23 protein-coding genes and 1 tRNA gene are annotated in these 25,218 nt (G+C 63.7%); 12 read left to right on the top strand and 12 right to left on the bottom strand.

What is annotated here, in order from left to right; translation table 11 throughout:
• Window positions 1-161 precede the first annotated feature (161 nt).
• From QUV25_RS02780 to QUV25_RS02765, 4 genes are all read left to right on the top strand, one after another.
• A complete protein-coding gene (locus QUV25_RS02780) occupies window positions 162-830 on the top strand; it encodes an ankyrin repeat domain-containing protein (protein WP_300861130.1) in 669 nt (222 codons plus the stop codon).
• Window positions 830-1,483 (top strand): hypothetical protein, encoded by a 654-nt coding sequence (locus QUV25_RS02775; RefSeq protein ID WP_300861128.1) that lies wholly within the window; start codon window positions 830-832, stop codon window positions 1,481-1,483. The genes QUV25_RS02780 and QUV25_RS02775 overlap by 1 nt, the downstream gene beginning before the upstream one ends.
• Window positions 1,484-1,562: 79 nt before the next feature.
• Complete coding sequence (locus QUV25_RS02770; protein WP_300861126.1) at window positions 1,563-2,666, top strand: NDP-sugar synthase; 1,104 nt, start codon at window positions 1,563-1,565, stop codon at window positions 2,664-2,666.
• Between the two features lie 248 nt (window positions 2,667-2,914).
• Entirely contained in the window at window positions 2,915-3,394 is a 480-nt protein-coding gene (locus QUV25_RS02765) for a hypothetical protein (protein ID WP_300861124.1), read from the top strand.
• A gap of 170 nt (window positions 3,395-3,564) precedes the next feature.
• On the opposite strand, the gene QUV25_RS02760 is transcribed toward QUV25_RS02765, so the two are convergent.
• From QUV25_RS02760 to QUV25_RS02725, 8 genes are all read right to left on the bottom strand, one after another.
• Window positions 3,565-4,044 (bottom strand): phosphatase PAP2 family protein, encoded by a 480-nt coding sequence (locus tag QUV25_RS02760; RefSeq protein ID WP_300861123.1) that lies wholly within the window; start codon window positions 4,042-4,044, stop codon window positions 3,565-3,567.
• A gap of 861 nt (window positions 4,045-4,905) precedes the next feature.
• Complete coding sequence (locus QUV25_RS02755) at window positions 4,906-6,129, bottom strand: integrase arm-type DNA-binding domain-containing protein (protein ID WP_300861121.1); 1,224 nt, start codon at window positions 6,127-6,129, stop codon at window positions 4,906-4,908.
• Window positions 6,130-6,303: 174 nt separating this feature from the next.
• Window positions 6,304-6,378, bottom strand: a tRNA-Arg gene (locus QUV25_RS02750).
• Between the two features lie 61 nt (window positions 6,379-6,439).
• Complete coding sequence (locus QUV25_RS02745) at window positions 6,440-10,684, bottom strand: translocation/assembly module TamB domain-containing protein (protein ID WP_300861119.1); 4,245 nt, start codon at window positions 10,682-10,684, stop codon at window positions 6,440-6,442.
• Complete coding sequence (locus tag QUV25_RS02740) at window positions 10,684-12,663, bottom strand: BamA/TamA family outer membrane protein (RefSeq protein WP_300861118.1); 1,980 nt, start codon at window positions 12,661-12,663, stop codon at window positions 10,684-10,686. Before QUV25_RS02740 ends, QUV25_RS02745 begins: the two co-directional genes overlap by 1 nt.
• A 7-nt stretch (window positions 12,664-12,670) precedes the next feature.
• The gene (locus QUV25_RS02735) at window positions 12,671-13,858 is read right to left on the bottom strand and encodes a VWA domain-containing protein (protein WP_300861117.1); all 1,188 of its coding nucleotides are present in this window, start codon (window positions 13,856-13,858) and stop codon (window positions 12,671-12,673) included.
• A gap of 22 nt (window positions 13,859-13,880) precedes the next feature.
• Window positions 13,881-14,474 (bottom strand): GNAT family protein, encoded by a 594-nt coding sequence (locus tag QUV25_RS02730; protein ID WP_300861116.1) that lies wholly within the window; start codon window positions 14,472-14,474, stop codon window positions 13,881-13,883.
• Window positions 14,471-15,313, bottom strand: coding sequence for a MoxR family ATPase (locus QUV25_RS02725; protein WP_300861115.1), 843 nt, complete (start codon window positions 15,311-15,313; stop codon window positions 14,471-14,473). Before QUV25_RS02725 ends, QUV25_RS02730 begins: the two co-directional genes overlap by 4 nt.
• 196 nt (window positions 15,314-15,509) lie before the next feature.
• Here QUV25_RS02725 and QUV25_RS02720 point away from each other — a divergent pair, with 196 nt between their 5' ends.
• The gene (locus QUV25_RS02720) at window positions 15,510-16,121 is read left to right on the top strand and encodes a c-type cytochrome (protein WP_300861113.1); all 612 of its coding nucleotides are present in this window, start codon (window positions 15,510-15,512) and stop codon (window positions 16,119-16,121) included.
• Between the two features lie 161 nt (window positions 16,122-16,282).
• On the opposite strand, the gene QUV25_RS02715 is transcribed toward QUV25_RS02720, so the two are convergent.
• Window positions 16,283-16,717 carry a DUF1841 family protein gene (locus QUV25_RS02715; RefSeq protein WP_300861111.1) on the bottom strand — a complete coding sequence of 145 codons (435 nt, stop codon included), beginning with the start codon at window positions 16,715-16,717 and terminating at the stop codon, window positions 16,283-16,285.
• A gap of 73 nt (window positions 16,718-16,790) precedes the next feature.
• Here QUV25_RS02715 and QUV25_RS02710 point away from each other — a divergent pair, with 73 nt between their 5' ends.
• The 3 genes from QUV25_RS02710 to QUV25_RS02700 all read left to right on the top strand — a co-directional run bounded on the left by QUV25_RS02710 (window position 16,791) and on the right by QUV25_RS02700 (window position 18,745).
• Window positions 16,791-17,540, top strand: coding sequence for a sulfite exporter TauE/SafE family protein (locus tag QUV25_RS02710; RefSeq protein ID WP_300861997.1), 750 nt, complete (start codon window positions 16,791-16,793; stop codon window positions 17,538-17,540).
• 50 nt (window positions 17,541-17,590) lie between these two features.
• On the top strand, window positions 17,591-18,208 hold the full coding sequence (locus QUV25_RS02705) for a ParA family protein (protein WP_300861109.1): 618 nt from the start codon (window positions 17,591-17,593) through the stop codon (window positions 18,206-18,208).
• 81 nt (window positions 18,209-18,289) lie between these two features.
• Window positions 18,290-18,745 (top strand): MaoC family dehydratase, encoded by a 456-nt coding sequence (locus QUV25_RS02700; RefSeq protein WP_300861107.1) that lies wholly within the window; start codon window positions 18,290-18,292, stop codon window positions 18,743-18,745.
• Window positions 18,746-18,758: 13 nt separating this feature from the next.
• Here QUV25_RS02700 and QUV25_RS02695 read toward each other — a convergent pair whose 3' ends face one another.
• From QUV25_RS02695 to QUV25_RS02685, 3 genes are all read right to left on the bottom strand, one after another.
• Window positions 18,759-19,082, bottom strand: coding sequence for a hypothetical protein (locus QUV25_RS02695; RefSeq protein WP_300861105.1), 324 nt, complete (start codon window positions 19,080-19,082; stop codon window positions 18,759-18,761).
• Between the two features lie 148 nt (window positions 19,083-19,230).
• The gene (trmL, locus tag QUV25_RS02690; protein ID WP_300861103.1) at window positions 19,231-19,704 is read right to left on the bottom strand and encodes a tRNA (uridine(34)/cytosine(34)/5-carboxymethylaminomethyluridine(34)-2'-O)-methyltransferase TrmL; all 474 of its coding nucleotides are present in this window, start codon (window positions 19,702-19,704) and stop codon (window positions 19,231-19,233) included.
• A 170-nt stretch (window positions 19,705-19,874) separates the two neighbouring features.
• The gene (locus QUV25_RS02685) at window positions 19,875-20,477 is read right to left on the bottom strand and encodes a ComF family protein (protein ID WP_300861101.1); all 603 of its coding nucleotides are present in this window, start codon (window positions 20,475-20,477) and stop codon (window positions 19,875-19,877) included.
• Window positions 20,478-20,789: 312 nt separating this feature from the next.
• Here QUV25_RS02685 and QUV25_RS02680 point away from each other — a divergent pair, with 312 nt between their 5' ends.
• The 4 genes from QUV25_RS02680 to ctaD all read left to right on the top strand — a co-directional run bounded on the left by QUV25_RS02680 (window position 20,790) and on the right by ctaD (window position 25,209).
• Window positions 20,790-21,584 carry a biotin synthase gene (locus QUV25_RS02680; protein ID WP_300861099.1) on the top strand — a complete coding sequence of 265 codons (795 nt, stop codon included), beginning with the start codon at window positions 20,790-20,792 and terminating at the stop codon, window positions 21,582-21,584.
• Between the two features lie 166 nt (window positions 21,585-21,750).
• On the top strand, window positions 21,751-22,233 hold the full coding sequence (locus QUV25_RS02675) for a DUF2244 domain-containing protein (protein ID WP_366945623.1): 483 nt from the start codon (window positions 21,751-21,753) through the stop codon (window positions 22,231-22,233).
• A gap of 106 nt (window positions 22,234-22,339) precedes the next feature.
• Entirely contained in the window at window positions 22,340-23,545 is a 1,206-nt protein-coding gene (gene coxB / locus QUV25_RS02670) for a cytochrome c oxidase subunit II (RefSeq protein WP_300861097.1), read from the top strand.
• A 44-nt stretch (window positions 23,546-23,589) separates the two neighbouring features.
• The gene (ctaD, locus tag QUV25_RS02665) at window positions 23,590-25,209 is read left to right on the top strand and encodes a cytochrome c oxidase subunit I (RefSeq protein ID WP_300861095.1); all 1,620 of its coding nucleotides are present in this window, start codon (window positions 23,590-23,592) and stop codon (window positions 25,207-25,209) included.
• The last annotated feature ends 9 nt before the right edge of the window (window positions 25,210-25,218 follow it).

Below are 25,218 nucleotides of genomic sequence, written 5' to 3'. Positions count from 1 at the left end.
TCGCCAGTCTATGCACACTGGCGCTGATCATCTCTTTTGGGCTGAGTGCTTGTGCCCAAAGAGACCCTCAGACACTGGCTCTGCGCGACCGCATCGCGCAGAGCGCATTGGCGCCCGAGGATGTGCCTCGTTTCCGGACGTCACCGCAAGAGCTTAGGGCCATGAGTGACGCCATTCGGGAGTATTCGCAGCCAGGCGTTTCAGCGCGCGATCAGGCTTTCCTGGATGCTGCGCGCAAAGGCGACGCCAGCGAGCTGCGGCGGCAACTGCAAGCAGGCGCCAAGGTCAACGGACTGGATGCGCTGGGCAATACCGCACTCACCTACGCTGCAGCGTCGGGTGATCTGGTACTTGTGCGACTGCTGCTCAAGGAAGGTGCTGACGTCGACGGCCGAGCGGCCTCTCTCACTCCCCTTGCCGGGGCTACGCTCAACGGTCGGGTGCAAGTGGTCAATCTGCTGTTGAGCAGAGGTGCCGACCCAGATGCAATGGGACTTAACGGCGTGGCGCCATTGGTCCTGGCGGTGCGCATGAACCAATTGGCGACCGCAGACGCGCTGCTGCAGGCTGGCGCTCGCGCCGATGTAAGGGATCGCACCGGTGACCACCTGTTGATGTTGGCCATTTCCAATGATCTTCCTGCGATGACCGATTTGTTGCTTCGCCGTGGGATGAATCCAAACATGGCTGATCGCGATGGATTGACGCCGCTCTACTGGTCTCGCCAGCTCGGGCGCGAAACGATCTCCAAGCGGCTTGAGCAAGCAGGTGCTCAGGAAGAAGGCTTTCAGGTGCAGGAGAGCCGTGGTTACCCGATGGGAGACAGCTGATGAACAGGCGATTACTTCAATTCACCGTGTTGGCGATGCTGGTCGCCACGTCCTTGGTGCCTTCCTGGGCCCAGGACGACAAGCGTGCAAGCCGCGAGCGCGAAGTGCTGCGTCGAGCGCAGCAGCAGGTACAACAGGCGAATCAGGAACTGGCAGGAATTCGAGAGAAACTTGAATCTGCCGAGGCCGAGCGCGCTGAGCTCGCTTCCTCGGTGGAGCGCGCGCAATCCAGGGAGCGGGCAGAGTCGGCGGGTCGCCAGCGGATGCAGCGCGAGGTGAGTGGTCTTTCGGCCGAGCGGGACCGCCTCAAGGCGCTGAACGAGGAGCAAGCCGCACAGGTTCAGGCCCTGCAGGGCAGGGTGTCTTCCCTGGAGCGGGAGCTCGCTGCTTCGGTGCAGAGGTCACAACAAGCTCAGACCCAGGCACAAGCTCAGCAAACCCAGCTGACGGGTCGGGTGGAAGCATGCGAACAGCGCAATGAAAAGCTGTACGCGACGGGCCGTGAGTTGGTTGATCAGTGTCGCGACCGCAGTGCGTCTGACACCGTGCTTCGCCTGGAACCCTTCAGCGGCATGGGCCGCGTCGATCTGGAGAACCGCCTGGAAGCGGTGCGCGACCAGCTCGACGCGAACAAAAGCCCTGTGACGCCTTAGTGCTTTTTCGTTCCCACGTTTGCACTTGGATGCGCTGGTAAATGTCCTGCAAACGACCAACACTCTAAGGATTCACAGCATGGCAAAAGGAATGATTCTTGCAGCGGGTCAAGGATCGAGGGTACGACCCCTGACCAAAGACCTGCCCAAGCCCATGGTGCCTATTCTGGGCAAGCCGGTGATGGAGTACTTGATTGAGCACATGGCCGCTCACGGTGTGAACGAGATCATGGTCAATGTGGCCTACCACTACCAGCGCATTGAACAGTACTTTGGTGACGGTCGACGGTGGGGCGTCGAGATTTGCTATGCCTACGAAGGAGTACGAGAGCACGGCGATATTCTTCCGAGGCCGATGGGCTCGGCTGGCGGTATGCGGCGTATCCAGGACTTCAGCGGCTTCTTCGACGACACCGCCATCGTGCTGTGCGGCGATGCTCTCATCGACCTGGACATTGGTGCAGCCCTGAGCGAGCACCGACAGAAACAGGCGCTGGCGAGCATCGTGGGTCTGGAAGTGCCGCGCGCTGACGTAGCCAACTACGGTGTGGTGGTGTCCGACGACAGCGGGCGCATTCTGGCCTTCCAGGAAAAGCCCAGTCCCGAGGAAGCACAGTCCAACTTGGTGAGCACCGGTGTGTACATCTTTGAACCCGAATTGCTGGATCGGGTACCACCCGGCGTGGTCTACGACTTTGGTTCACAGCTCTTCCCCGCCCTGGCAGCGGAGCAAGCGCCCTTCTATGTGCAAAGCCGTCCGTTCAACTGGATCGACATTGGTCGAGTCAGCGATTATTGGACCGTTCTGCAGCGCGTGCTTCAGGGCGAAATCGTAAGATTAAAAATGCCGGGTCGCGAGATTCGGCCGGGTGTTTGGGTGGGCATCGGTACCCGTGTGGATTGGGACCAGGTCAAGGTGAAGGGGCCAGTCTATATCGGCTCGGGCGTGCACATTGAGAATGGCGCGGAAATTGTCGGGCCGACCTGGATCGGACACGGCTGTGTGATTCGCGAGAACGCCCGGGTCGAGCGAAGTATTCTTTTTGAGTACACGCGCATCGCACCCGACATGCAGTTTGTTGAAACCATCGTCTCGCGTCAGTACTGCGTGGATCGTCACGGGCAGACGCTTTATGCGGGCGACGATTCGCACTCCCTGCGGTGGGGTGACGCTCGGGCCTGACCCCCTGGGCGTGTCAAACGGATCGTACTTAGAAGACGTCGATTCCAGGTCCGGGCTTTGCCGGATCTGTCTCCTCGGGCTGTCCAAATGAATGCGAAGAGAATGTCTGCCCTGCGCACGTTATGCGCTCGATCTTGATGAGAAGTGGCACTTGGCGTTGCCAGGGCGGGGAATGATACTTTTCCTATTGATGCCAGGATCGCGCTTGATATAAACTGTTTATACAGTTAACTCCAAGGATCAAGAGCATGAACAAAAACGCAGCCACCCAGCCAACCGGCCCTGCTGCTGGCCCAGTGGAACAGCCAGTCAAGGTTAAACCTAAGACCACAGCATCAAGTCCTGTCAAGAAAGCGCCAAGGGCCGCTGTGAAGGCACCCAAAAGAATCGTGGTCAAACAACGCGGCATCAGGACCGCAGACGAGAGCGGCATTGCGGAGCCTGTCAAGCGGACTTCTGTCAAGGCAATCGCGCCCAAGCCGAAGGCAGGCAAGACGACTCAACGGCCACAAAAAGCCAAAATGGTTCGGGACAGTTTCACGTTCCCAGAGGCCGAGCACAAGCGACTTGTTGAAATGAAAAAGCGATTGATTGCTCTGGGCACCGACGTGAAAAAGGGTGAGTTGGTGCGGGCCGGCCTTGAGTTGCTCGCTGCTCTGGACAATCAAAAACTGCTCAAAGCTGTCGCTACTGTGGAAAAGCTGAAGACTGGCCGCCCTAAGAAGTGATTGACAGATAGCTGTCGCGGGATAGCCCCACAAGCTGGCACGCGTAGCGCTCGGACAAATGGTGTTGAAGGTTGTTGGGTGCTCGCAGTCGGTCGTTGGCCTGCAACGCCGCCTCTCTCCAGGCACGCCTCAGCCGCGTGGCGAGTTGCCCGAAATCGAGGTGCAGATCATCAGGCCCAAGAAGAGACTTGTGAAGCTGTGTACCCACATGACGCTCCCAGCATCAGTCCCGCCAGCACGTCCGAGGGGAAATGGGCGCCTGCGTGAACCCGCGCCCATGCGGTGATCACAGCAATGATTGGCACCAAGGCGATTTCGGGCCAGACAACCATCCATGGAGACAGCGACCCGGCCAGACAGGCCATCACCGCGGCGTGAGTGCTGGGCATTCCGCCCCGATCCGAATGCTGGAGGTGGTTGGCGCAAAGACCGATGGCGAACGGGCGCCGCGAGGAAAGTCTTTTCGCCAACCGTTTGACCAGTACTTGCAGCAGCGTCGCCACCACCAAGGCCTGCAGCACGGGGCCGATGGAGTTCGTCCTGACGACCAGGGTAAGTCCGAGCACGGCGGCCAATGGCAACCAGCTCCAGTCGGCCGTGACGATCGCACACCTCAGGCGCAAGGGGCGGTCGGTTTGACCAGCACCCATCCAGAGAAACCACGCAACATCACGGGATCGACCCGATTGGAGGGCGTGTTCGGCACGGAGTTCAGGGTGTGTCGACATTCCACCATTGAGCCTGCCGAATGTGTCACCCGCATTTCTTTGCCTCACCCACACCGCGTAGGCTGGCGCTGCAATCAAGGTGTCATATTGCCTGCGCATACTTCACTTTGCCCGCCGGTCCTGACGGGTAGAAAGTATCGGGACACCAAATTCCAAATGAGCACCAGTTCCAGTTTTTCAGTGTTCATATCCAGGCGCTTGTTGCCTCGCCTGGACAAGTTCGTTCGCAGATCGCAGTACACCCCAGGGCTGATATCAAACCAGCAGCAGGCAAAACATCTGCATCCGAGTGACCTCTGGCGGCCAAAGAACCGGTCCTGACCGACTTCACATACCCGCTATTCAAGACGGCCGCGACGAATGACTCAAAAAGAGCCTCCGTGCGGCCGCAGCCGCACGGAGGCGATTCGGTGTAGTGGTGCTACGGCAGCTTGGCGAGGATCTTGTCCATTGCTGTGGCTGGGTATGAGCGCATAGAACGCTAGCGCACGTTGCCTTGCATCGCCGTGGCGAGATTGAAGGCGGTAAACGATGCCTCGACCTCACCTTTAGGCACACATACCCGGTCGCAGTCGTCCTATGGCCTCAGTACCTACGACAGCCGCCACTCAGCGCAGAGCCGGTCGCTGTTTCAAAGGGCCTTTTCGTGGCAGTCAGCGTTCGTAAGCCTGGAGGCAACTACCGGCAGCTATCGCTGCACAAGCGCCATTGACTCCAGCGCAACGAACGCCTGCAGGGCCGAGCAAAAACACAACTCAAGTAGCCCTCCACGAAGCACTTCAACTAGGCCGGTCCAGACGGCCCCGCACACTCCGTCCCCAAACGCAGCCCGTCAAGATAGTCTGCCCACCGCTGCATCATCAGCCGCCTCGCGGGCAGGTGTGCGGTGCGGTTGTAGGCCCGACCGTTGACGTCCTTCACAGCATGAGCCAACTGATGCTCAATGAGGTCCACACGTTCGTTCAACACCTCGTCCATGATCGTGCGGGCGGTCGCGCGAAAGCCGTGGCCTGTGTGGGTCTCGGCGCTGTAGCCCATGGCGCGCAATGCGGCGTTCACCGTGTTCTCGCTCATTGGGCGCTCGCCAGTGCGCAGGCTTGGGAACACGTAGCGACCATGCCCGGTGACTGGTTGCACGCCACGCAGAATTTCAACAGCCTGGCGGGACAGTGGCACGATGTGATCGTGTTTCATTTTCATTTTGGCACCGGGCATGCGCCACTCGGCGGCATCGAGGTCGATTCCGGCCCACTCCGCCGTGCGCAGTTCTCCGGGCCGCACGAACACCAGCGGGGACAGCTTCAAGGCGGCCAGAGTGCATGGATGGCCCTTGAAGTCCTGGATGGAGCGCAAGAGCTCGCCCAGCAGTCTGGGGTCGGTGATGGCGGCGTGGTTGGACTTGGTCTTGGCGGTCAGCGCGTCGCGCAAGTCGGCTGTGACGTCGCGCTCCGTAAGCCCGGTGACCACGGCGTAGCGGAACACCTGGCCGCACAGCTGTTTCAGACGGTGCGCGGTGTCGATCGCGCCGCGAGCTTCGAGCTTGCGCACTACTCGCTCCAGCACGTCGCGCGGGCCGATGGTGGCGATGGGCATGTTGCCGATGAAGGGGAAGGCGTCCTTCTCCAGCCAGGTCTGGACCTTCACCTGGGTGATTTCCGCGCGCTTGGCCGATGTGCGCGCCAGCCAGTCCCGAGCCACGGCCTCAAATGTGTTCGCTGCCTCGGCGATCTTGGCCTGTTTTTCCTGGCGCTTCGCAGTGCTCGGGTCGACGCCGTCGGCCAGCAAGGCTCTGGCCTTGTCGCGCCGCTGTCTGGCCTGGGCCAGTGTGACGGCGGGGTAGACGCCCAGCGCAAGCGTTTTGCGCGCCCCAGCGAAGCGGTAGTTCATGCGCCAGTACTTTCCGCTGGCCTTGACCAGCAGGTACATAGCCCCGCCATCCGTGTGTTTGTCGCCCGCAGCCGCACCGCTGTGTTTGGCGGCTCTGACGAAAGTGTCGGTGAGTCCCATACAACCCCCTTGGCGGTATCTCCGCTGGCCAAGTTTTTCGATACCGCCAGAAGTGCCACTTTTTGGGCGGTATGTAATGGTATGTCCTGGCACCCAGTGAGACAAGAAAAAACCCGCAATGCCAGTGAAGATGCGGGTTTCAAGAGCTTTCTGGGACTTTCTGGGATCTTGATCTGGTACCACCAACAGGAATCGAACCTGTATCTAGCGCTTAGGAGGCGCTCGTTCTATCCATTGAACTATGGCGGCGAAAGCAGCGGGGGATTGTAAGGCGGGGGCTCATCGAACGCAGCGCGCGTTGCCAGCGCGCTCAGTCGTACCGGAGCGTGAAGATCAGATCGATCGCGTTTTCCTCACCCGCCCGTGCGCGCAGCGTCAGGCGCCGTGAGACGTCGTAAAAGATGGAGACGGTGCCCAGCGTGCTGATGACGCTGCGCTCGTAGCTCAGGTAGAGCTTGTTCGAGATCTGCTTGCCCAGCGTGAGGGCGGCGGCGCTGGTGCTGCCGTCGGCGTTGGTGCCTTCACCGCGGAAACCGAGCTCATCCAGACCCAGGGCGCTGGCCAGTCCGCCGTCGAGCTGGCCCCCATTGCGTGCCAGCAGCGCCAGCGCGGCCTGTTGCAACACCGCAGCTTCAGCGCCAGCGCCGGTGGCGGGCCTGCCCAGCACCAGCCAGGCCAGCTTTTCGCTGTCGGGCAGCTCGGGGTCGGAGAACAGGCGCACGCGCGGCGCCTGGGCGCTTCCGGTGATTTGCACACCCACGCGCTGACCCTCGCCGATCTGCGGACGGATGGCGGTGATGTCCAGCGTGGGATCGTCGTAGGGGCCGGTGAAGCGCAACACCCCGGTTTCGATGATGAGGTTCTGACCGTAGGCGCGGTAGGTGCCGCTGACGGTGCGCACCTCGCCGAGCACGCGAGGTGTGGGCTGCAGGGGCGTGGCCCGCACCGTGACCTCGCCCCTCAGCCGGGTCTTGAGTCCGCGTCCGCGGACCTCGAACTGCCGTCCGAGGTTGAGCACGACTTCGATGTCGGGCTGCACCTGCACCGTGCCCGTTCCCTGCGGCAGGTTGCGCCCGCCGCGCACGATCACGTCGGCTCCCAGTGTGGGGGCGAGTTCGTCGGGCAGGATGATGAGGGCCGAGTCGGTGGTGAGCTGGCCGCGCAGCTGCAGGCGCGGACCCGCCAGCTGGGCCTTGACCGTGCCCGAGAGGGTGAGGCGCCGGTCGGGCCGGTTGGACACGCGCAACTGATCAGCGCTCACCTCCAGGTCGATCAGCGGCTCGCGGGGTGCGCCTGGTGTCGGGGCCCGCCACTGGGCTTGGCCCTTGGCCTGCAGTTGGCCGCCTGATTCGCGCCCGCCGGGACCCTCGAGGGTGAGCTGCTCGATGGTGATGCGCTCCTCTTGCAGCGTCGCGCGCAACCGGCCGTTCGAAAATTCAAAGCCGTCGACCACCGAGCGCAAAGCCAGCTCTTCGGCTTGTAGACTGCCGCGCCAATTGGGCTGACCGCGTGTGCCGCTGATGGCGGCCTCGGCCTTGAGCGTGCCGCGCATGCGCCAACCTGGCGGCGCCAGCGCCGACCACACGCCCACTTGCGGCAGCTCGGCCTGGAGCGTGCCACTGATCGGCGTGCTGGCGGGCCACCAGGCGTCCAGCGGGGAGGTACCGGGCGCCGGCTGTGCGTTGGCGTTGAAGCTGGTGCGGACATCGGCACGGGCCTGACCCAGCCGCTCGCTGTCCCAGCGCAGGCTGGCTTCGACCTGATTGCCTTGCGCGCTGATCGCCAGCTGCGCTGTTTTCACGCCAGCACTCAGCGACTCGCGCGCACCACCGTTCGCAGAGGCGCCAGTTGCGGTGTCGGTTTGCACGGAAAGGTCGCCTGTGCGCCGCTGCAGCTGCGCGGTCAAGCGAAGGGGTGCGGCATCAGCGGCACCGGGCTCGGGCAGCAACACATCCCAGTCGCCGTCGAACACCAACTCGCCCCGCACGCCAGCCAGAGCCAACGGTCCGGCCGATGCGCCCGGGGCGGTGGCCAGCGCGTCGATCCACGACAGCGGCAGGCCGCGCAGCTGGCCTCGCGTCTGCAGCGCCTTGGCTTGCCAGCGCAGTGTGTCCCAGGCCAGCGTCATCGGGCTGGTGGCGGGTGGGTTGGGCGCGATGCGGCTGGCTGCGCGGCCGGCAGGCGCGGCAGCGGGCGAGAACGTGGGCAGCAGACTCAGCCGACCGGGCCCGGCCAGCACGCTGGGCCCGGTGGCCGCGGTGGACCAGGTGATCGAGACCGCCTGTTCGCTGCGCAGCAGCCAGTCCACCGGGCGCAGGGGTTGGGAGGCATCTTGCAGCTGCAGTTCCAGCTGGGTGAGGTCGATGCCGCTGCTGTCGCTGCCGCGAGGACTGGGCCCCTGTCCGCTCATCCCCGCGAGCGCATTCTTCAGACGCGCCGCGGTCGAAAACTGTGCGCGCCAGGGGGCCAGCGCGGCTTCGCCTTGCAAATTGAGCGCGAGGTCGGCCAGGCGGCCGTCCGCCTTCAGTCGCAGATCGCGCACAGACCAGGCGCTGGTGCCTGCTGCGCTCACGCTGGTGGCAGGCGTGCTGGCGGTGGACGCCTTGGAGACCGCGGGCAGGCGGCCCTCCAGGCGCGCCACGGTCAGGCTCACCTGCAGCTGCAAAGGCTTGCCACGGGCTGGCGGCGCGCTCGCCGGGCTCGGCGCGGGAAAGCCCAGCTCGCCCAGGCCGCCTTGCCAGGTGGCGCTGAGCTGGGCACTCCCTTGGGCCTGCAGGTCGCGCAGCGCGGGCTGCGCCTGCAGCCAGGTTTGTAGGGCGGGGCCTGCCACTGGCAAGGCTTCAAGACTGCGCACCCAGGCCAGCACCTGCGCAGCGTTGTCGACTTTGAGTGAAAGCTCACCCGAGCCTTGTGCGTGCGCCACCTCGCCCTTGAACGCGCCCTGGGCGCCGGGCAGTTGCAAAGCCACCGCTCCGTTGAATGCTTTGCTCGCCACGTCCAGGCGCCCCTGGCTGTTCAGGCTCAGGTCAGTGGCTTTCAGCAAAGCCTCTTGCCACGCAAATACACCGGCTTGCCCGGTGTTGGCCAGCCATTGGCCTTCCATCCGCACTTCGCGCAGGCGAATACCCGCCTGCGCTCGAGAAGGCTGCGAGGCCGATGGCACGATGCGCGCCCGTAGGGCGATGGTGTCGGTCTGGCTGGTGGTGCTGGCGCTGAGGTCGGCGTCCAGCGCCAGCGGCGCCAGCGTGCTCCAGAGCAACTCGGGGTTCAGGCCCGCTGCTTTGAGCGTGCCATTCCAGGTGGCCGTCTTTTGCGTGGTGGCCGGATCGAAGTCGCCCTGGGCCACCAGCTCGGCCCCTCCCACACGCGCTGTCAGGCTGGGCACCAGCCAGCGGCTGCCGCGCTGCTCCAGCTCGACTTGCAGGCGGTCGATCGGCAGACGTTTGAGGTCCCAGGGCCCGCTGGCACGGTTGCTGAGCTGGGCTCGGGCGATCCAGGCACCGTCCTGGGGCGCGGCTTGCACATCGCCCGAGAGCGCGGTGACCGGCGCCTGTGGCCAGAGCTGGGACAGGTCCAGCTGGTGCGCCACCGCGTTGACCTGAACGACGGGCTGCGCAGCCCAGGGCGAGATGCGCGCAGTGGCCTGCAGGGTGGGGCTGGCCTGGGCAGCGCGGGTGTCCCGCACCTGGGCGCTCACGTCCAGCGAGGCGCTGGCCCCGGCCAGGATGCCCGTTGCCTCGGCTGTGGCGGACAGGGTCAGGGCTTCGCCGCCGGGCACCGTGGCGCTCACTTCACCTTGGGCGCTGAGCTTGATTGGCATGGGCGCGGCGGCGCCGAGCACGAGCTGGGCGCGGTAGCGGCCTTGGGCCAGTTGCAGCGAGTCGAGTGTGAGCTGGTGCGCTGCGTCCACACCAGGCATCAGACCCTGGCTGGGGGGACTGTCCGGGGTCAGCAGGCCGTAGTGGTACAGGCCTTTGAGTTCGCTCAGTATCAGGGTCGAGTTGCCTGCCAGCTCGAAACGACCCACCGACCACGGCAGGGTGATGTCGATGGGCAAGCTCAGCGACTGCAAAGGCTCGGTGGGCTTGGGCGCCCGCTCATCCCGGACCAGCAGGCTACCGATGGCCAGTTCCTGCAACGCCACGCCTTGACCTCGCAGCGCGGCGAGCCAGACGCCCTTGCCCCAGCGCAGGCGGACCGCGTCGGCCTCCACCGTCAGCCCCGGCTGGGTCCAGCGCAGGCGCTCGATCTGCCCACCTTCGCGCAGCGTGCCTTGCACGCCCTGGGTATCGAGCCGGCCTGCCTCGGCGGGCTGCTCCTGCATCCAGTCCTGGGTCCAGGCCAGCGCCTGCGCCAGTGAGCCAGATGTGCCGCTCCAGACCCAGAGCACGATCAGGGCCGCCAGCAGCAGGGCCAGCAGGGCCCCGGGTAACCACACCAGCAGCCAGCCCAGGCCTCGGGCGCCGCCGAGCGCGTGACGGCCGAGGGCTCCGCGCTTGACCTGCGCTGGAGCCGGGTCTGCCGCTGGGCGCGGTTCGTTGGAGGCGGGTGTCATCAGAACGTGAAACCCACGCTCAGGTGCAGGCGCAGGCGCTTGTCATCGAGGCCGTAGGCCAGGTCGACCTGCAGCGGACCGACCGGACTTTTGTAGCGCAGGCCGGTGCCCACGCTCCAGCTCGGACGCAGATCTCCCGGCTGGTCGGCCACCGCGCCGCCGTCGACAAACAGCACCGACTCCCAAGGCGTGCGCACGCCCTGGCGGACCAGCGGTCGCTGCCACTCCAGACTGGCCACAGCGAGGTATCGACCCGGCCGCACGCCGCCATCGGCTTGTGCGATGCCGATGTCGCGCAGGCCGTATCCGCGCACCGTGCCGTCTCCGCCAGTCAGAAACAGCTGGGTTTCGGGCACGGGTGCGTCTTTCTGCGCCCAGACCGCACCCCCCTCCAGGCGCAGCGCGAGGCGACCCGCGTTGCTGGAAGAGGGTGCGGGCCGGGCTTCTCCCAACGCCACTTCGGCCGTCTGAATCGTGTCATCGCTGGCCGAGCCGAGTGGCCAGTAGCCGAGCCAGCGCAGATGGCTGCGCACAAACGGCCGGCGAATGGGCGACAACGTGGTACCCACACCCAGGTCGATGCCCAGGCCATGGCCGCTGTTGGGCTGCACCAGATCGTCGAAGCGCCGACGCGTCCAGGCATAGTTGCCGGTGAGTGAGGACTCCGCCACACCCGGCCCGAGCGAACGGATCAGCGAGTTTTTCGAGATGGCCCGGTCGTACTGCAGGAAAAAGCTGCGGTCGAGCGCCAGGTTGTCTTGCGCCTGGCCCAGGCGCAGACGCTGGCTGGTGGTGGTGTCGAAGCCATCGATCTGGCGCGCGACCTGGGCGCCAGCGATCCAGCGCCAGCCCCGACGGTCGACCGGCGAGGTCCAGTCGGTGGCGATCAGCTGGTCATCGCGCTCGATCAGCAGCCTGTTCATCACCCGCCAGTCGATGCCTGGAACACGATGGTGGGTGTGCTCGATGGACAGGCGAGCGCCGTTGTCGGTGCTGGCGCCGATGCCGAACACCAGTTTCTGGCGCGGGCTTTCCCGCACCTGCACCCGCACCGGCGCCACCTGTTGGTCAGCACTGGGCTCGACGTAGACGAACACCGAGTCGTAGTAGCCGGTCTCGGCGATGCGCCGCTGGGCTTCCTGCAACTGGCGCAGGTCGTAGTCGCTGCCCTCGACCAGTCCCGAGAGGCGAACCAGGTTTTCTGCCGCTTCGCTGTCGTAGCGCTCAGCGCCTTCCATGCGCACCTCGCCAATGCGCACCGGCTCCCCCGAGTCGAGCTCCAGGGCCAGGCGCACGGTCTGGCTGCTCGGGTCGATATCGGCTAGGCTGCCGTCGATGCGGCCAGCAGGGTAGCGGGTGGCGGTGAGGGCGCGCAGGGCGGCGGCCTTGGCGCTGTCCCAGTCGGCCTGGGTGAAGCGGTCACCGGCCTTCATGGAAAACGCGTTTCGAATCGCGGCGCGCTGCTCGGCGGCCTGTGGCGAATCAGCGATCTCGCCCCGAAACGCGATCAGCACCGATTCGACCCGGGTCAAGGGGCCGGGCTCGACCTGGATCACCACGCGCCCCAGCGGCGCGGTCACCTCGCCACCCGACGGGAAGGCCTGCACCGCCACCACAGGGTTGAAGTGGCCCAGCGTGCCCAGCAGGTCGCCGAGGTTGTCGGGCACCTGATCGACCAGGCGACTCAGTTCGCTGTCGTCGAGGTCGGGCAGCTCACGAAAGCGCTGCAACTCGATGTGACGCAGGAGAAAGTCGCGCAGCTCATCGGACTCGGTCTGGACTTCGATGTCGAAACGCGCCGTCGTGCCCGTGGCCGCGGCGTTTGAGATGGTTGAAGCCGTTGCGGTGTGGGCAGTCGAGCTGCTGACGCTCGCAGCCGTTGGCGGGGCCTGGGCAAAAGCCAGCACCGGCAGGCAAAGAGCGCACCCCAGCAGGTACCGCCGCGCCCGCAGGACGCGGCGCAGAAGGAAAGAGTTCATGCAACAGCTATTTCGAGAGCATTCGCATCGCGTCCTCCAGCCCTTTGAGGGTCAGCGGGAACATGCGCTGACTCACCAACTGCTGGATGATGCTGATGCTCTGTCGATACTGCCACACGCCTTGTGGTTCCGGGTTGATCCAGGCAAATCTCGGAAACGCGTGGGTGAGGCGCTGCATCCACTCTGCGCCAGCCTCTTCGTTGTTGTATTCCACGCTGCCGCCGGGCTGCAGGATCTCGTAGGGGCTCATGGTGGCGTCGCCCACGAAGATCAGCTTGTAGTCCTTGTTGTACTTGCGGATGATGTCCCAGGTGGGAAACTTCTCGGCGTAGCGGCGCCGATTGTTCTTCCACATGAAGTCGTAGACGCAGTTGTGGAAGTAATAAAACTCCAGGTGCTTGAACTCGCTCTTGACGGCAGAAAAAAGCTCTTCGACGCGCTGGATGTGCTCGTCCATGGTGCCGCCCACGTCCATCAGCAGCAGCACCTTCACGTTGTTGTGCCGCTCCGGAATCATCTTGATGTCCAGCCAGCCCGCGTTGGCCGCGGTGCTGCGGATGGTGTCGGGCAGGTCGAGCTCCAGCTCATTGCCCTCGCGCGCGAACTTGCGCAACCGACGCAGCGCCACCTTGATGTTGCGCGTGCCCAGCTCCTGCGTGTCGTCGTAGTCGCGGTAGGCGCGCTGCTCCCAGACCTTCACCGCGCTCTTGTTGCCGCCCTTGCCGCCGATGCGCACGCCTTGCGGGTTCTGGCCGCTGTTGCCAAAGGGCGATGTGCCGCCGGTGCCGATCCACTTGCTGCCGCCTTCGTGGCGCTCTTTCTGCTCTTCCAGCCGCTTCTTGAGCGTTTCCATGAGCTCGTCCCAGTCCATCTTGGGCGCGTTGGCCTTCTGCTCTTCGGACAGGATGCGTTCGATTTCCTGGCGCAGCCAGTCGGCCGGAATGGGCTTGGTGAAGTCCGCGACCATCTCCACGCCCTTGAAGTAGGCGGCGAATGCGCGGTCGAATTTGTCAAAGTGCTTCTCGTCCTTGACCAGCGCGGTGCGGCTCAGAAAGTAGAAGTCGTCCATGCTGCAGGCATCGGGGTTGCGCGGCCCGACCACATCGGCCTGCAAGGCCTCCAGCAGCATCAGGTATTCCTTGACCGAAACCGGCAACTTGGCAGAGCGCAGGGTGTAGAAAAAATCGATCAGCATGGTGATCTCCTGTTGCGCTGGGTCAGGCGTGGCGCGCGCGCCGGTACAGCAACTGGGCCTTGGCCTCGGGCCACTCGCCCGCGGTCATGCTGTACATGACGGTGTCACGGATGGTGCCGTCGCGCCGCAAAGCATGACCCCGGATTACGCCGTCTTTGCGCGCGCCCAGGCGCTCGATCGCCTGCTGCGAAGCGAAGTTGAAGTTGTCGGTGCGCCAGCCCACGGTTCGGCAGTCCAGGGTGTCGAAGGCGTGGCCCATCATGAGCAGCTTGCAGGTGGTGTTGACATGGCTGCGCTGCATGCGCTTGGCGTACCACGTGTAGCCAATCTCCACCCGCTTCACCGCCGGCAGGATGTCGTGGTAGCTGGTGCTGCCCAGGACGTTGCCCGAGGCCTCGTCGATCACAGCGAAGGCGAAGCGCTCTGCGGCTTCGCGCATCGCCAAGGCGGTTTGGATGTAGGCACGGGTTTCGTCAGGCGCAGGCACCGAGGTGATGCGCAAGTTCCACAACTCGCCGTCGGCCGCCGCCTCGCTCAGACCCGCTTCGTGCGACAGGGTCAACGGCTCCAGGCGGATACCGTCATCACTCAGAACAATCGGTTGAACGAAGCTCACCGGTTTCTCTGGTTCATGAACACCAGCTTCTCGAACAGCGAGGTGTCCTGCTCGTTTTTCAACAGGGCGCCCACGAGCGGCGGGATGCTGACTTTGCTGTCGGCACTCTGCAGCGCCTCGAGGGGAATGTCTTCGGCCATCAGCAGCTTGAGCCAGTCGAGCAGTTCGCTGGTGCTGGGCTTCTTTTTCAGACCCGGCAGATTGCGCACATCGAAGAAGGTCTTCATGGCGGCGGCCAGCAATTCCTTTTTCAGTTTGGGGAAGTGCACGTCGACGATGCGCTGCATGGTCTCGGCGTCGGGGAACTTGATGTAGTGGAAAAAGCAGCGGCGCAAGAAGGCGTCGGGCAGCTCTTTTTCGTTGTTGGAGGTGATGAACACCAGCGGACGGTGTTTGGCGCGCACCAGCTCGCGGGTTTCATAGCAGTAGAACTCCATGCGGTCGAGTTCGCGCAGCAAGTCGTTTGGAAACTCGATGTCGGCCTTGTCGATCTCGTCGATCAGCAGCGCCACGGGCTGGTCTGCGGTGAAGGCCTGCCACAGCACGCCCTTGACAATGTAGTTGTGGATGTCCTTGACTTTCTCGTCGCCCAGCTGCGAGTCGCGCAGGCGGCTCACCGCGTCGTATTCGTAAAGGCCTTGCTGGGCTTTGGTCGTGCTTTTGATGTGCCACTGCAGCAGCGGCATGTCCAGCGCCTGCGCCACCTCCTCGGCCAGCATGGTCTTTCCGGTGCCGGGCTCACCCTTGACCAGCAACGGACGCTTGAGGGTGATGGCGGCGTTCACAGCCAGCATCAGGTCCTGGGTGGCGATGTAGTTCTCGGAGCCTTGGAATTTCATGGTGGGTGTGCGGTGAGGTCAACTGGGTGGGGCGGCGGCCGCCGGTGCCCGTGGCGGGGGCATTGCGGGGAGACTCCGGAACGGGTCTATATAATCACAGATTGATTTTTATCAACGTCCATCCCATTGTGCTAGCAAAATGATCCACCTGTTGACTGCCACCGTTCGTACCCTTGTCACAGCCGCGACGCTCGCGATGATGGGCACTTCCGCCATGGCCCAGGGCGCAACGGGCGACGTGCAGGCCGGCAAGCAGAAAGCCGAGATGTGCATCGGCTGCCATGGCATCCCGGGCTACCAGAACAGCTTTCCGGAAATTCACAAAGTGCCCAAAATTTCGGGCCAGTCGGACAAGTACATCGTGGCCTCGCTGGTGGCCTACAAGAAGGGCGATCGCAAGCACCCGACCATGCGCGGCATAGCCGCCGCACTGTCTGAGCAGGACATGGCCGACCTCGCCGCGTTCTACGCATCTCACGCCGACAAGACTGCGCCTGAGACACCGAAGGCCGCCAGTGTGAAGACGGCGGCGCTGCTCGAAAAGGGTGCTTGCGCTTCCTGCCATGGAGCCAACTTCAGCAAGCCGATCGACCCGAGTTATCCCAAGATTGCGGGCCAGCACGCCGACTATTTGTACGTGGCGCTCAAGGCCTACACGGTCGAAGGCAACCAGGTGGTGGGTCGCAACAACGCCATCATGGCCGGCATTGCCAAGCAGTATTCCCATGCCGAGATGCGCGAGATGGCCAAGTACCTGTCCACCCTGGAGACCGAGCTTTCGGTGGTGCCTCAGTCGCGTTTCCGCTGATAGCTCTAGCCTGAAATAAAAAGCCGCTCTTTGAGCGGCTTTTTTCTTGGGAGGAATGGCGCTTTTCCGGACCCAGATGTCATGACCCGGATCACCGCTGATCCGTCGCCGTCGGACCGCAGGTGATGCCTCCTGGGGGTGCCGAGAAGCGGCGCGGAGGGTTAGTCTTTGGTGGCGCGCTGGCGCACCTGTTCGATGTAGGACTCGCCGTCCGGGGGGCGACCTGCGCGCTGGCTTTCCCACAGCATGCGGCCCAGGCACTCCATCACCTCGTGGTGGGCGGCGTGCAGATCGCCGCGCCGCGCCGCCAGCAGCTCCACCGCCTGGCGGATGCCGGGCGGCTGATCGATGCTGCATTGCTCGCTGATCGACAAGTGCATGGACAGATGCAGGAACGGGTTGTCGGAGGCGGTCTGGGCCTCGCCCACGCGCTCGAGAGCAGAGGCCTCGTCGGCCAGTTCGGGGTGGTAGGCAGGGTGTTCGGCGATCCATTGGCCTGCCAGGGTTTCGATGGCCTGCATGGGCTCGGCGCCGATTTGCTTGCGGTAAACGCCGCAGAAGAAACGCCGGACGTCGGCCTGGGACGGATTGAACATGGCCAGTATTGTGGTCCATGGGGCGTACCCGGTGGGCTACGCGACGCGCCTGGCCCGCTATGCTCGCGCCACGATGCTGATCAACACCGATCCGTTTTTCTACGCCGTGGCAGTCCCTGCGGTGCTGCTGCTGGGCATCAGCAAGAGCGGCTTTGGCGCGGGTTTTGGCTCGCTCGCCGTGCCCATGATGGCCATTGCGGTCACGGTGCCGCAGGCGGCGGCGATCCTGATGCCGGTGCTGTTGCTCATGGATCTGCTTGGCATGGCAGCTTTCCGCAACAACGTGGACCGTGAGTTGCTGAAGTTCCTGTTGCCTTACGGCCTGGTCGGCATCGTGATCGGTGCTGGACTGTTCAAGTTGCTGGAGCCGAGTTGGGTGGCAGGCATCGTGGGCGTGTTCACGCTGCTCTTTCTGGCGCAGCGTCTTCTGTTTCCGCCTCAGTCGGATGCGCCGCCGCCTCCGAAATGGCTTGGCCGCCTGCTGAGCGTCACCTCGGGCTTCACCAGCTTCATCGCCCACGCTGGCGGACCGCCGCTCAATGCCTACGTGATTCCGCTCAAGCTCTCGCCGCTGCTGTTCACCGGCACCATGGCCTTCTTCTACTTCTTCATCAACCTGGCCAAGTGGATTCCCTATGCCTGGCTGGGTTTGCTCGACATGCAGAATATGCTGACTTCGCTGGTTTTGCTGCCGCTGGCGCCACTGGGTGTGTGGCTGGGGGTGCGGATCGCTCACCGAATCCAGCCCCGCCTGTTCTACCGGCTGCTGTACCTGGGCATGTTCCTCACCGGCCTCAAGCTGATCTGGGACGCGTTTCGCTGAGGCACAAGGCGTAACATCACGCTTCATTCCCAGTTTCCGAGGAGCTTGATATGCCGGTGGTGGTGGTGGCCAATCCCAAGGGAGGCGTGGGCAAGTCCACGCTGTCGACCAACGTGGCGGGTTACTTTGCCAGCCAGGGTCACGCGGTGATGCTGGGCGATGCCGACCGGCAGCAGTCCTCGGCCCTGTGGCTCAAGCTGCGTCCGCCGCAGGCGCGATCGATCAACACCTGGGCGGTTTCGGCCGATCTGATTGCCCGCCCGCCCAGAGATACCACCCATGTGGTGCTGGATACCCCGGCTGGCCTGCACGGTTGGCGCTTCAAGGACGTGCTCAAGCTGGCCGACAAGATCCTGGTGCCGCTGCAGCCCAGCATCTTTGACATCTACGCCACGCGCGCCTTTCTGGACGAGTTGGCTGAATCACGACATGCCGACAAGCTGAAGGTCGGTATCGTGGGCATGCGGGTCGATGCGCGCACCATCGCGGCCGACAAGCTGCACGAGTTTGTGGACAGCCTGGGCCTGCCCGTGCTGGGCTACCTGAGAGACACGCAAAACTACATCCATCTCGCCGCACGTGGGCTCACCTTGTTCGATGTGGCGCCGAGCCGGGTCGAGAAGGATTTGCTGCAGTGGCAGGGCATTCGAGAGTGGCTGGACACATAGGGCCCTCATGGTCCACCGCTTCGCGGGTCGCTGTCCCGACCCAGACAGGCCGGTGCTCCAACCGCCACTAGAGTTGGGCCCATGAAAACCTTTGAAACCCTGGCCGATCTGGCCGCGTGTGTCGGTCAGGAAGTGGCGGTGAGCGACTGGGTCACGATCACTCAGGAGCAGGTCAACCAGTTTGCCCAGGCCACAGGTGATCACCAGTGGATCCATGTGGACGTGGCGCGGGCGCAGCAAGGACCTTTCGGCGCGCCGATCGCGCACGGCTTTCTGACGCTCTCGCTCTTGCCTGTGTTTTTTGAATCGGCGCTGACGGTGCGTCAGTCCGCCTTGGGCGTGAACTACGGGCTCAACAAGGTGCGGTTCACCGCCCCGGTGCCGGTGGGCAGCCGCTTGCGCGCGCGCATGACGCTGTTGACGGCTCAGCCCATTGAGGGCGACGGGATTCAGATGACGTGGGGCGTGGCGGTGGAGCGTGAAGGCGTGGACAAGCCGGTTTGCGTGGCCGAGTCGCTGGTGCGTCGTTACCCCTGAGCGGGTCCGCGCATTAGCCGATGCGCACCAGCTGTTTCGGATCGACCCAGCCTTCGAAGTGCTCAATAAGCGCGTTGATGCGCTCGGCCGCAACGGTCTGGTTGTGTCGCTGGGAGATCAGCTGGTAAGCATCGTTGCGCAGCATCCAGAGTTCTTGCGGCGTCTGGGTGTGGTCGATCTTGTGGCGAAGGCGTGAGGAGGCGGTGGTGTCGCAGTCGCTGATGCAAGTCAACATGGCTTGCCGGATTGCAAGCAAGTTCTTCAGGCTGGGCGCACTGCGCAATGGTGGCTGGGCGTTGGGCTGAATGCCGAGCATTCGGGCAAGGGTAGCGATCAAGACAGTCTCCGCGCGGCTGGGTAAACCGCTGTTGGGTGGGTATCGTCCGTGGGTTGTGACGGACGGCACGCCGTGAATTCAACTCGTATTTTCGGGCCGGATGTGTTCGGATGGTTGGGCGAGCTCCCCAGTGCAACAGTGTGTTTTCTCACGCTTTACCCTCTTGGAAGCGTTGTTGGCGCCACGCTTCAAATGCCGTGACCGCCACGGCATTGGACAGGTTGAGGCTGCGCTGTCCCGCGCGCATGGGCAGGCGCAGGCGCTGTTCGGCAGGGAACTGCTCACGCACCGAGTCGGGCAGGCCCTGGGTTTCGGATCCGAAGACCAGCCAGTCACCTGCCTGGAAGCGGATGTCAAAGAGGTTTTGGCTGCCGCGGGTGGTGAGCGCAAAGCGCCGCTGCGGATCGGGCTGTTCGGTCGCGAGCAGCGCATCCCAGCTGCTGTGCCGCCTGATCTCGGCGTACTCGTGGTAGTCGAGGCCTGCGCGGCGCATCTGTTTGTCGTCCATCGAGAAGCCCAGCGGCTCCACGAGGTGCAGCGTGCAGCCAATGTTGGCGCACAAGCGGATCACATTGCCCGTATTGGGCGGGATCTCGGGTGCAACAAGGACGATGTGGAACATCGGGCAGGGCGGTGGCGGGCCGGTGGCCCGTGGTCAGCGCGGATCCGTCATCGGAACTTCTTGGCTCTCCCTGTGAAAAGAATGATACCGCCGGATGTATGGCCCAGGCGGCCCTTGTGGCGTCAGATCTGACAGGGTGTCGGTTCGACCCTGCGCGGGGCGTCCTGGTGTCAATGGGGCAGGGTGCGCGCGATCACCAGGGCCTGGACCTGTGCGGCGCCGGCCTGGCGCAAGGCAAAGGCGGCGCTGCGCAGCGTGGCGCCGGTGGTGCTCACGTCATCGACCAGCAGCACTTTGCGGCCAAGCAGGCGGGCGACATGGTCGGGATGTGCCGCGAACGCGCCGCGCAGGTTGCGCAGCCGCTGCTCGCGCGGCAGGCTGTGTTGGTCTGGTGCGTCACCGAGTCGCACCAGTGCATTGGCCAATCCAGGTGGCGAATCAGGCTGCAGGGCTCGCAAGGCCTTGACCAGTTCCCAGGCCTGGTTGTAGCCGCGGCTGGCGAGTCGACCGGGGCTCAAGGGCACTGGCACCAGCCAGTCGCTGGAGCGCAACAAGGCCGGCGTGTCCGATGCCTGCGACATCAGTTGAGCCAGGGGTCTGGCCCAGCCGGGCCCGTCGCGAAACTTGAAGCGAGCGATCAGGTTGTCCCACGGGTACGCGTAATCCATTGCCGCCACGCAGCGACACAGCGCGAGCGATGGGTCGCGCGTCTGGCAGGCGCCGCAAAGCGTCTCGGTCCGGCTCAGCGGGGCGGCGCAGGTGATGCAGCGCATGCGCGGCGTGCCGAACCGGCGCACGCAGCCATCGCAAATGGGCTGCGCCGGCCAGCGGCCACACACCTGACAAATCCCTGGTCCCATGCCTGCCGCTTGCCACAAGGTCTTTAACATCGGACCAACAATAGCGGTCAGCTCGCTCTCAAGCGTGTTGCACGCCCCATCTCATACCCCATCCGGATAGTCCGCTTGCCCTCGCCCACCGAAATCGAACCGCCAGTCCCGGATCTCGACGTATTGGCCGCGCGCCGATGGCGCTGCTTGCCGCGCACGCGAAGTCCCTGGTTGCATGAAGAGGTGGCCTCACGCATGGCCGATCGGCTGCAGTGGTTCCGCCAGTCACCTGAAAGCTGGTTGCACTGGGAGCCGCTGCTGGGCGGTATCGAGGCGCATCAGCGCCTGCTTGATTTGTATCCCGGCGCTGCCTGTTGGATCGCGGCGGACGCCGCGCCGGCTGCTCTGAAAGCCTTGCAGACGGGGGGGCGCCGCTCATGGAACCCGCTGGAGTGGGGTCGGCGCCGGGCGCCGGCACTCGCCAAAGCAGAGACCCGGGTCGACATGTTGTGGGCCAATATGGTTTTGCACCTTGAGCCGCACCCCCAGCGGCTGTTGCGTCAATGGAACAGTCACATCCGGACCGACGGATTTCTGATGTTCTCGTGCTTAGGGCCTGACACCTTGCGCGAGTTGAGAACGGTGTTCAGCCAGCAGGGTTGGCCGATGCCCCACCACCCGTTCACCGACATGCACGACTGGGGCGACATGCTGGTGCACAGCGGGTTTGCCGAGCCAGTGATGGATATGGAGCGGCTGACGCTCACCTACAGCACGGGCCAGGCGGTGCTGGACGATCTGCGCGAGCTCGGGCGCAACCTGCATGCCGCCCGCCATCCGGGCCTGAGGCCGCGCTGCTGGCGCCAGGCGCTGGTGATTGCCCTCGAAACCGGTTTGCCGCGCGATGCCGATGGCCGGCTGGTGCTGACGGTGGAACTGATCTACGGTCATGCCTTCAAGGCTGCTCCCAAACCGTCCAGAGGCCCGGCGGGTGAAGCGGCGGTGACGATGGAAGAGATGCGCGCGATGTTGCGATCGGGCCGGCGCTGAGCGGGCGTTTTGCGACATCTCACCTTGTCCTACTCGGGAGTGGAGCCTTTGCGGTCCGGCTGGTCGATGACGCTCGCTACAATTGTCGGAAATCAACGCAGATGGGGCATCTTCCCTGATCAACGCCGTCCGCCCATTCAGGTGCGAGGCGCCTTGACTGGAGTCGGTGGTGGTTCAAGCCAGCAATTCGTTCCGATTGGCAACAGCATCTGCAGACGGCTTGCACTGGATCCTGAGACGCAACTGTTCAGTCAGCCCAGCCCAGCTGGGCTTGACCTTCGGGTTGCTGAGCACCTTGTCGCTGTCGGTGGCACTGTTCTTCTGGTTTCAGGGGGCGGTGTTGGTGCTGCCCTTTGCGGCGCTGGAGCTGATGGCACTTGCCACTGCGTTTCTGGTTTACGCGCGCCACGCGGCCGACGGAGAGCGCATCAGCGTTCACGGAGGCCGGCTGGTCGTGGAACTGGAGACTGCCGGGCGCACCGAGCGTTGTGAGTTCGCGCGTGACTGGGTTCGCGTCGAGCCATGCACCGGGCACGGCCTGGTGGAACTGCACGCTGGAGGTCGCTCGGTGCGGGTCGGTCGCTACTTGCGGTCTGACCTGCGCCCTGTGCTGGCGAGGGAGATCCGGCAGGCGTTGAGAATGGGGTGAGGTTGGGGAAACGCGTTCGGCGCTGGCGGGTTTGGCTGGGCGAGGGCAGAAAAATTTGTTCTAATCGGTGTTGATATAAATCAATACTTATATTGAGGCGGAAAACGTGAGCAAGACCATGAAGACGGTGGTGAACCCAGGGAATCAAGGCGCGACTTGGCGCTCGGCAGGCATCGCGCTGGCGGCCACACTTGGCGCCTGGGGCACTGCCCTGGCGCAGAAGGTCAATGACCTGCCAGGCGGTCCGGCCGTCAACCAGCTCAACTTTGCTCCAGCGGTGACCAAGATCGCCGAAGAACAGCACTGGCTGCACTGGTTCATGATGGTCATTTGCGCTGTGATCTTTGTGGTCGTTTTCGGCGTGATGTTTTATTCCATCCTGAAACACCGCAAGTCGGTAGGTCACAAGTCTCAAGTGCTGGCCGAGCCGATCTGGGTCGAGCTGGGCTGGACCATCGTGCCGCTGTTGATCGTCATCGGCATGGCGTTGCCCGCGACCAAGGTGCTTGTAGCCCAGAAGGACACCACCAACAGCGACCTGACCATCAAGGCCACGGGCATGCAGTGGAAGTGGGGTTACGACTACATCAAGGGCGAAGGCGAGGGCATTGGTTTTCTCTCCACCCTGGACAACAGCCACCGCCTGATGTCGAGCAGCGGCAAGCCACCGCCTACCGACGACTACCTGCTCAAGGTGGACAATCCGATGGTGGTGCCCGTGGACAAGAAGGTTCGCATCATCACCACCGCCAACGATGTGATCCACGCTTGGATGGTGCCAGCCTTTGGCGTCAAGCAAGACGCGATCCCCGGCTTTGTGCGCGACACTTGGTTCCGCGCCGAAAAGACCGGCGACTACTATGGTCAGTGCGCCGAGCTGTGCGGCAAGGAGCATGCCTACATGCCCATCCACGTCAAAGTGGTGACGGCGGAGGAATACACCGCCTGGGTCGACGCCCAGAAGAAAGCCATGGCCGCTGCCGCGGACGACCCGACCAAGGTCTGGAACCTGGCCGACCTGGTGCAGCGTGGCGAGTCGGTGTATGCCGCCAACTGCCTGGCCTGCCACGGTGCACAAGGCAAAGGCGCCGGCCCAATCAAGGCGCTGGACGGCTCGGCCCTGGTGGTCAATATGGACAAGTCCCCAATGATCAACGTATTGCTCAATGGTCAAAACAACGGCGCCATGCCGGCCTGGAAACAGCTGTCCGACACCGAGCTGGCGGCCGTGATGACCTACACCAAGAACAGCTGGTCGAACCAGACCCAGCGGCTCGTGCAACCGGCCGAGGTGCTGGCTGCTCGCCAGTGATCCGTCGACAGCACAACACATACTGAGCATCAAAGGAATCGATCATGAGTGCAGTTCTCGACCACCACGACGCCCACGGCCATGACCACGATCACCATGCCCCCGCGGGCTGGCGTCGCTGGGTCTATGCGACCAACCACAAAGATATCGGTACGCTGTATCTGCTGTTCGCCTTCACCATGCTCATGGTGGGCGGTGTGCTGGCGCTGGGCATCCGTGCCGAGCTGTTCCAGCCTGGCCTGCAACTGGTGAACCCAGGGCTGTTCAACCAGCTGACCACGATGCACGGCCTGATCATGGTGTTCGGCGCCATCATGCCGGCCTTCGTGGGCTTCGCGAACTGGATGGTGCCGCTGCAGATCGGCGCGTCCGACATGGCGTTTGCGCGCATGAACAACTTCAGCTTCTGGCTGATGATCCCCGCCGCGCTGATGCTGGTGTCCTCGTTTTTCATGCCCGGTGGTGCACCCGCTGCAGGCTGGACGCTGTATGCACCGCTGACGCTGCAAATGGGTCCGTCGATGGACGTGGCCATTTTCGCGCTTCACATCCTGGGCGCGAGTTCCATCATGGGCTCGATCAACATCATCGTGACCATCCTGAACATGCGTGCCCCCGGCATGACGCTGATGAAAATGCCGATGTTCTGCTGGACCTGGCTCATCACCGCCTACCTGCTGATCGCCGTCATGCCGGTGCTGGCCGGCGCCATCACCATGACGCTGACCGATCGCCATTTTGGCACCAGCTTCTTCAATCCCGCTGGCGGCGGCGACCCGGTGATGTACCAGCACATCTTCTGGTTCTTTGGTCACCCCGAGGTCTACATCATGATCCTGCCGGCCTTCGGCATCGTGAGCCAGGTGATCCCGGCGTTTGCCCGCAAGAAGCTCTTCGGCTACGCCTCCATGGTCTACGCCACCGGTTCGATCGCCATCCTGTCTTTTGTCGTGTGGGCGCACCACATGTTCACCACCGGCATGCCGGTGACCGGTCAGCTGTTCTTCATGTACTCGACCATGCTGATCGCGGTGCCCACGGGCGTGAAGATTTTCAATTGGATCGCGACCATGTGGAAAGGCTCGATGACTTTCGAGACCCCCATGCTCTGGGCCGTGGGTTTCATCTTCGTGTTCACGCTGGGCGGCTTCACCGGTCTGATCCTCGCGGTGGCTCCGATCGACATCCAGATGCAGGACACCTACTACGTGGTGGCCCACTTCCACTACGTGCTGGTGGCAGGCTCGTTGTTTGCCATGTTCGCTGGCATCTATTACTGGCTGCCCAAGTGGACCGGTGTGATGTACAGCGAGACCCGCGGAAAAATCCACTTCTGGGTGTCGATGATTTCGTTCAACATCACCTTCTTCCCGATGCACTTCCTGGGTCTGGCCGGCATGCCCCGCCGCTACGCCGACTACCCGATGCAGTTCGCCGATTTCAATGCGATCGCGTCGGTGGGCAGTTTCGTCTTCGGCATTGCCCAGGTCTATTTCTTTGTCGCCGTGATCATTCCCGCCATGCGTGGCAAGGGTGAAAAAGCGCCTCAGAGCCCGTGGGAAGGTGCCGAAGGTCTGGAGTGGGAAGTGCCCTCGCCAGCGCCGTTCCACACCTTTGAGAACCCGCCGAAACTCAACGCAGCCGCTACCAAAGTGGTGGGTTGATTGGCATCG

Origin of the sequence: Hydrogenophaga sp. (assembly GCF_030373245.1) — a bacterium.
Taxonomy (GTDB): domain Bacteria; phylum Pseudomonadota; class Gammaproteobacteria; order Burkholderiales; family Burkholderiaceae_C; genus Hydrogenophaga.
This window is presented reverse-complemented; position numbering and strand designations above follow the sequence as displayed.

Excerpts from the sequence above, each read along its gene's own strand:
- QUV25_RS02680 (WP_300861099.1), top strand. The coding sequence starts at position 20,790 with ATGGCCGATCGGCTGCAGTGGTTCCGCCAGTCACCTGAAAGCTGGTTG.
- QUV25_RS02720 (WP_300861113.1), top strand. The coding sequence starts at position 15,510 with ATGATGGGCACTTCCGCCATGGCCCAGGGCGCAACGGGCGACGTGCAG.
- QUV25_RS02735 (WP_300861117.1), bottom strand. The coding sequence starts at position 13,858 with ATGCTGATCGATTTTTTCTACACCCTGCGCTCTGCCAAGTTGCCGGTT.
- QUV25_RS02765 (WP_300861124.1), top strand. The coding sequence starts at position 2,915 with ATGAACAAAAACGCAGCCACCCAGCCAACCGGCCCTGCTGCTGGCCCA.
- QUV25_RS02745 (WP_300861119.1), bottom strand. The coding sequence starts at position 10,684 with ATGACACCCGCCTCCAACGAACCGCGCCCAGCGGCAGACCCGGCTCCA.
- QUV25_RS02710 (WP_300861997.1), top strand. The coding sequence starts at position 16,791 with ATGCTGATCAACACCGATCCGTTTTTCTACGCCGTGGCAGTCCCTGCG.
- QUV25_RS02780 (WP_300861130.1), top strand. The coding sequence starts at position 162 with ATGAGTGACGCCATTCGGGAGTATTCGCAGCCAGGCGTTTCAGCGCGC.
- QUV25_RS02740 (WP_300861118.1), bottom strand. The coding sequence starts at position 12,663 with ATGAACTCTTTCCTTCTGCGCCGCGTCCTGCGGGCGCGGCGGTACCTG.
- QUV25_RS02705 (WP_300861109.1), top strand. The coding sequence starts at position 17,591 with ATGCCGGTGGTGGTGGTGGCCAATCCCAAGGGAGGCGTGGGCAAGTCC.
- QUV25_RS02755 (WP_300861121.1), bottom strand. The coding sequence starts at position 6,129 with ATGGGACTCACCGACACTTTCGTCAGAGCCGCCAAACACAGCGGTGCG.
- QUV25_RS02725 (WP_300861115.1), bottom strand. The coding sequence starts at position 15,313 with ATGAAATTCCAAGGCTCCGAGAACTACATCGCCACCCAGGACCTGATG.
- QUV25_RS02775 (WP_300861128.1), top strand. The coding sequence starts at position 830 with ATGAACAGGCGATTACTTCAATTCACCGTGTTGGCGATGCTGGTCGCC.
- trmL (WP_300861103.1), bottom strand. The coding sequence starts at position 19,704 with ATGTTCCACATCGTCCTTGTTGCACCCGAGATCCCGCCCAATACGGGC.
- QUV25_RS02715 (WP_300861111.1), bottom strand. The coding sequence starts at position 16,717 with ATGTTCAATCCGTCCCAGGCCGACGTCCGGCGTTTCTTCTGCGGCGTT.
- QUV25_RS02700 (WP_300861107.1), top strand. The coding sequence starts at position 18,290 with ATGAAAACCTTTGAAACCCTGGCCGATCTGGCCGCGTGTGTCGGTCAG.
- ctaD (WP_300861095.1), top strand. The coding sequence starts at position 23,590 with ATGAGTGCAGTTCTCGACCACCACGACGCCCACGGCCATGACCACGAT.
- QUV25_RS02760 (WP_300861123.1), bottom strand. The coding sequence starts at position 4,044 with ATGGGTGCTGGTCAAACCGACCGCCCCTTGCGCCTGAGGTGTGCGATC.
- QUV25_RS02685 (WP_300861101.1), bottom strand. The coding sequence starts at position 20,477 with ATGCGCTGCATCACCTGCGCCGCCCCGCTGAGCCGGACCGAGACGCTT.
- QUV25_RS02770 (WP_300861126.1), top strand. The coding sequence starts at position 1,563 with ATGGCAAAAGGAATGATTCTTGCAGCGGGTCAAGGATCGAGGGTACGA.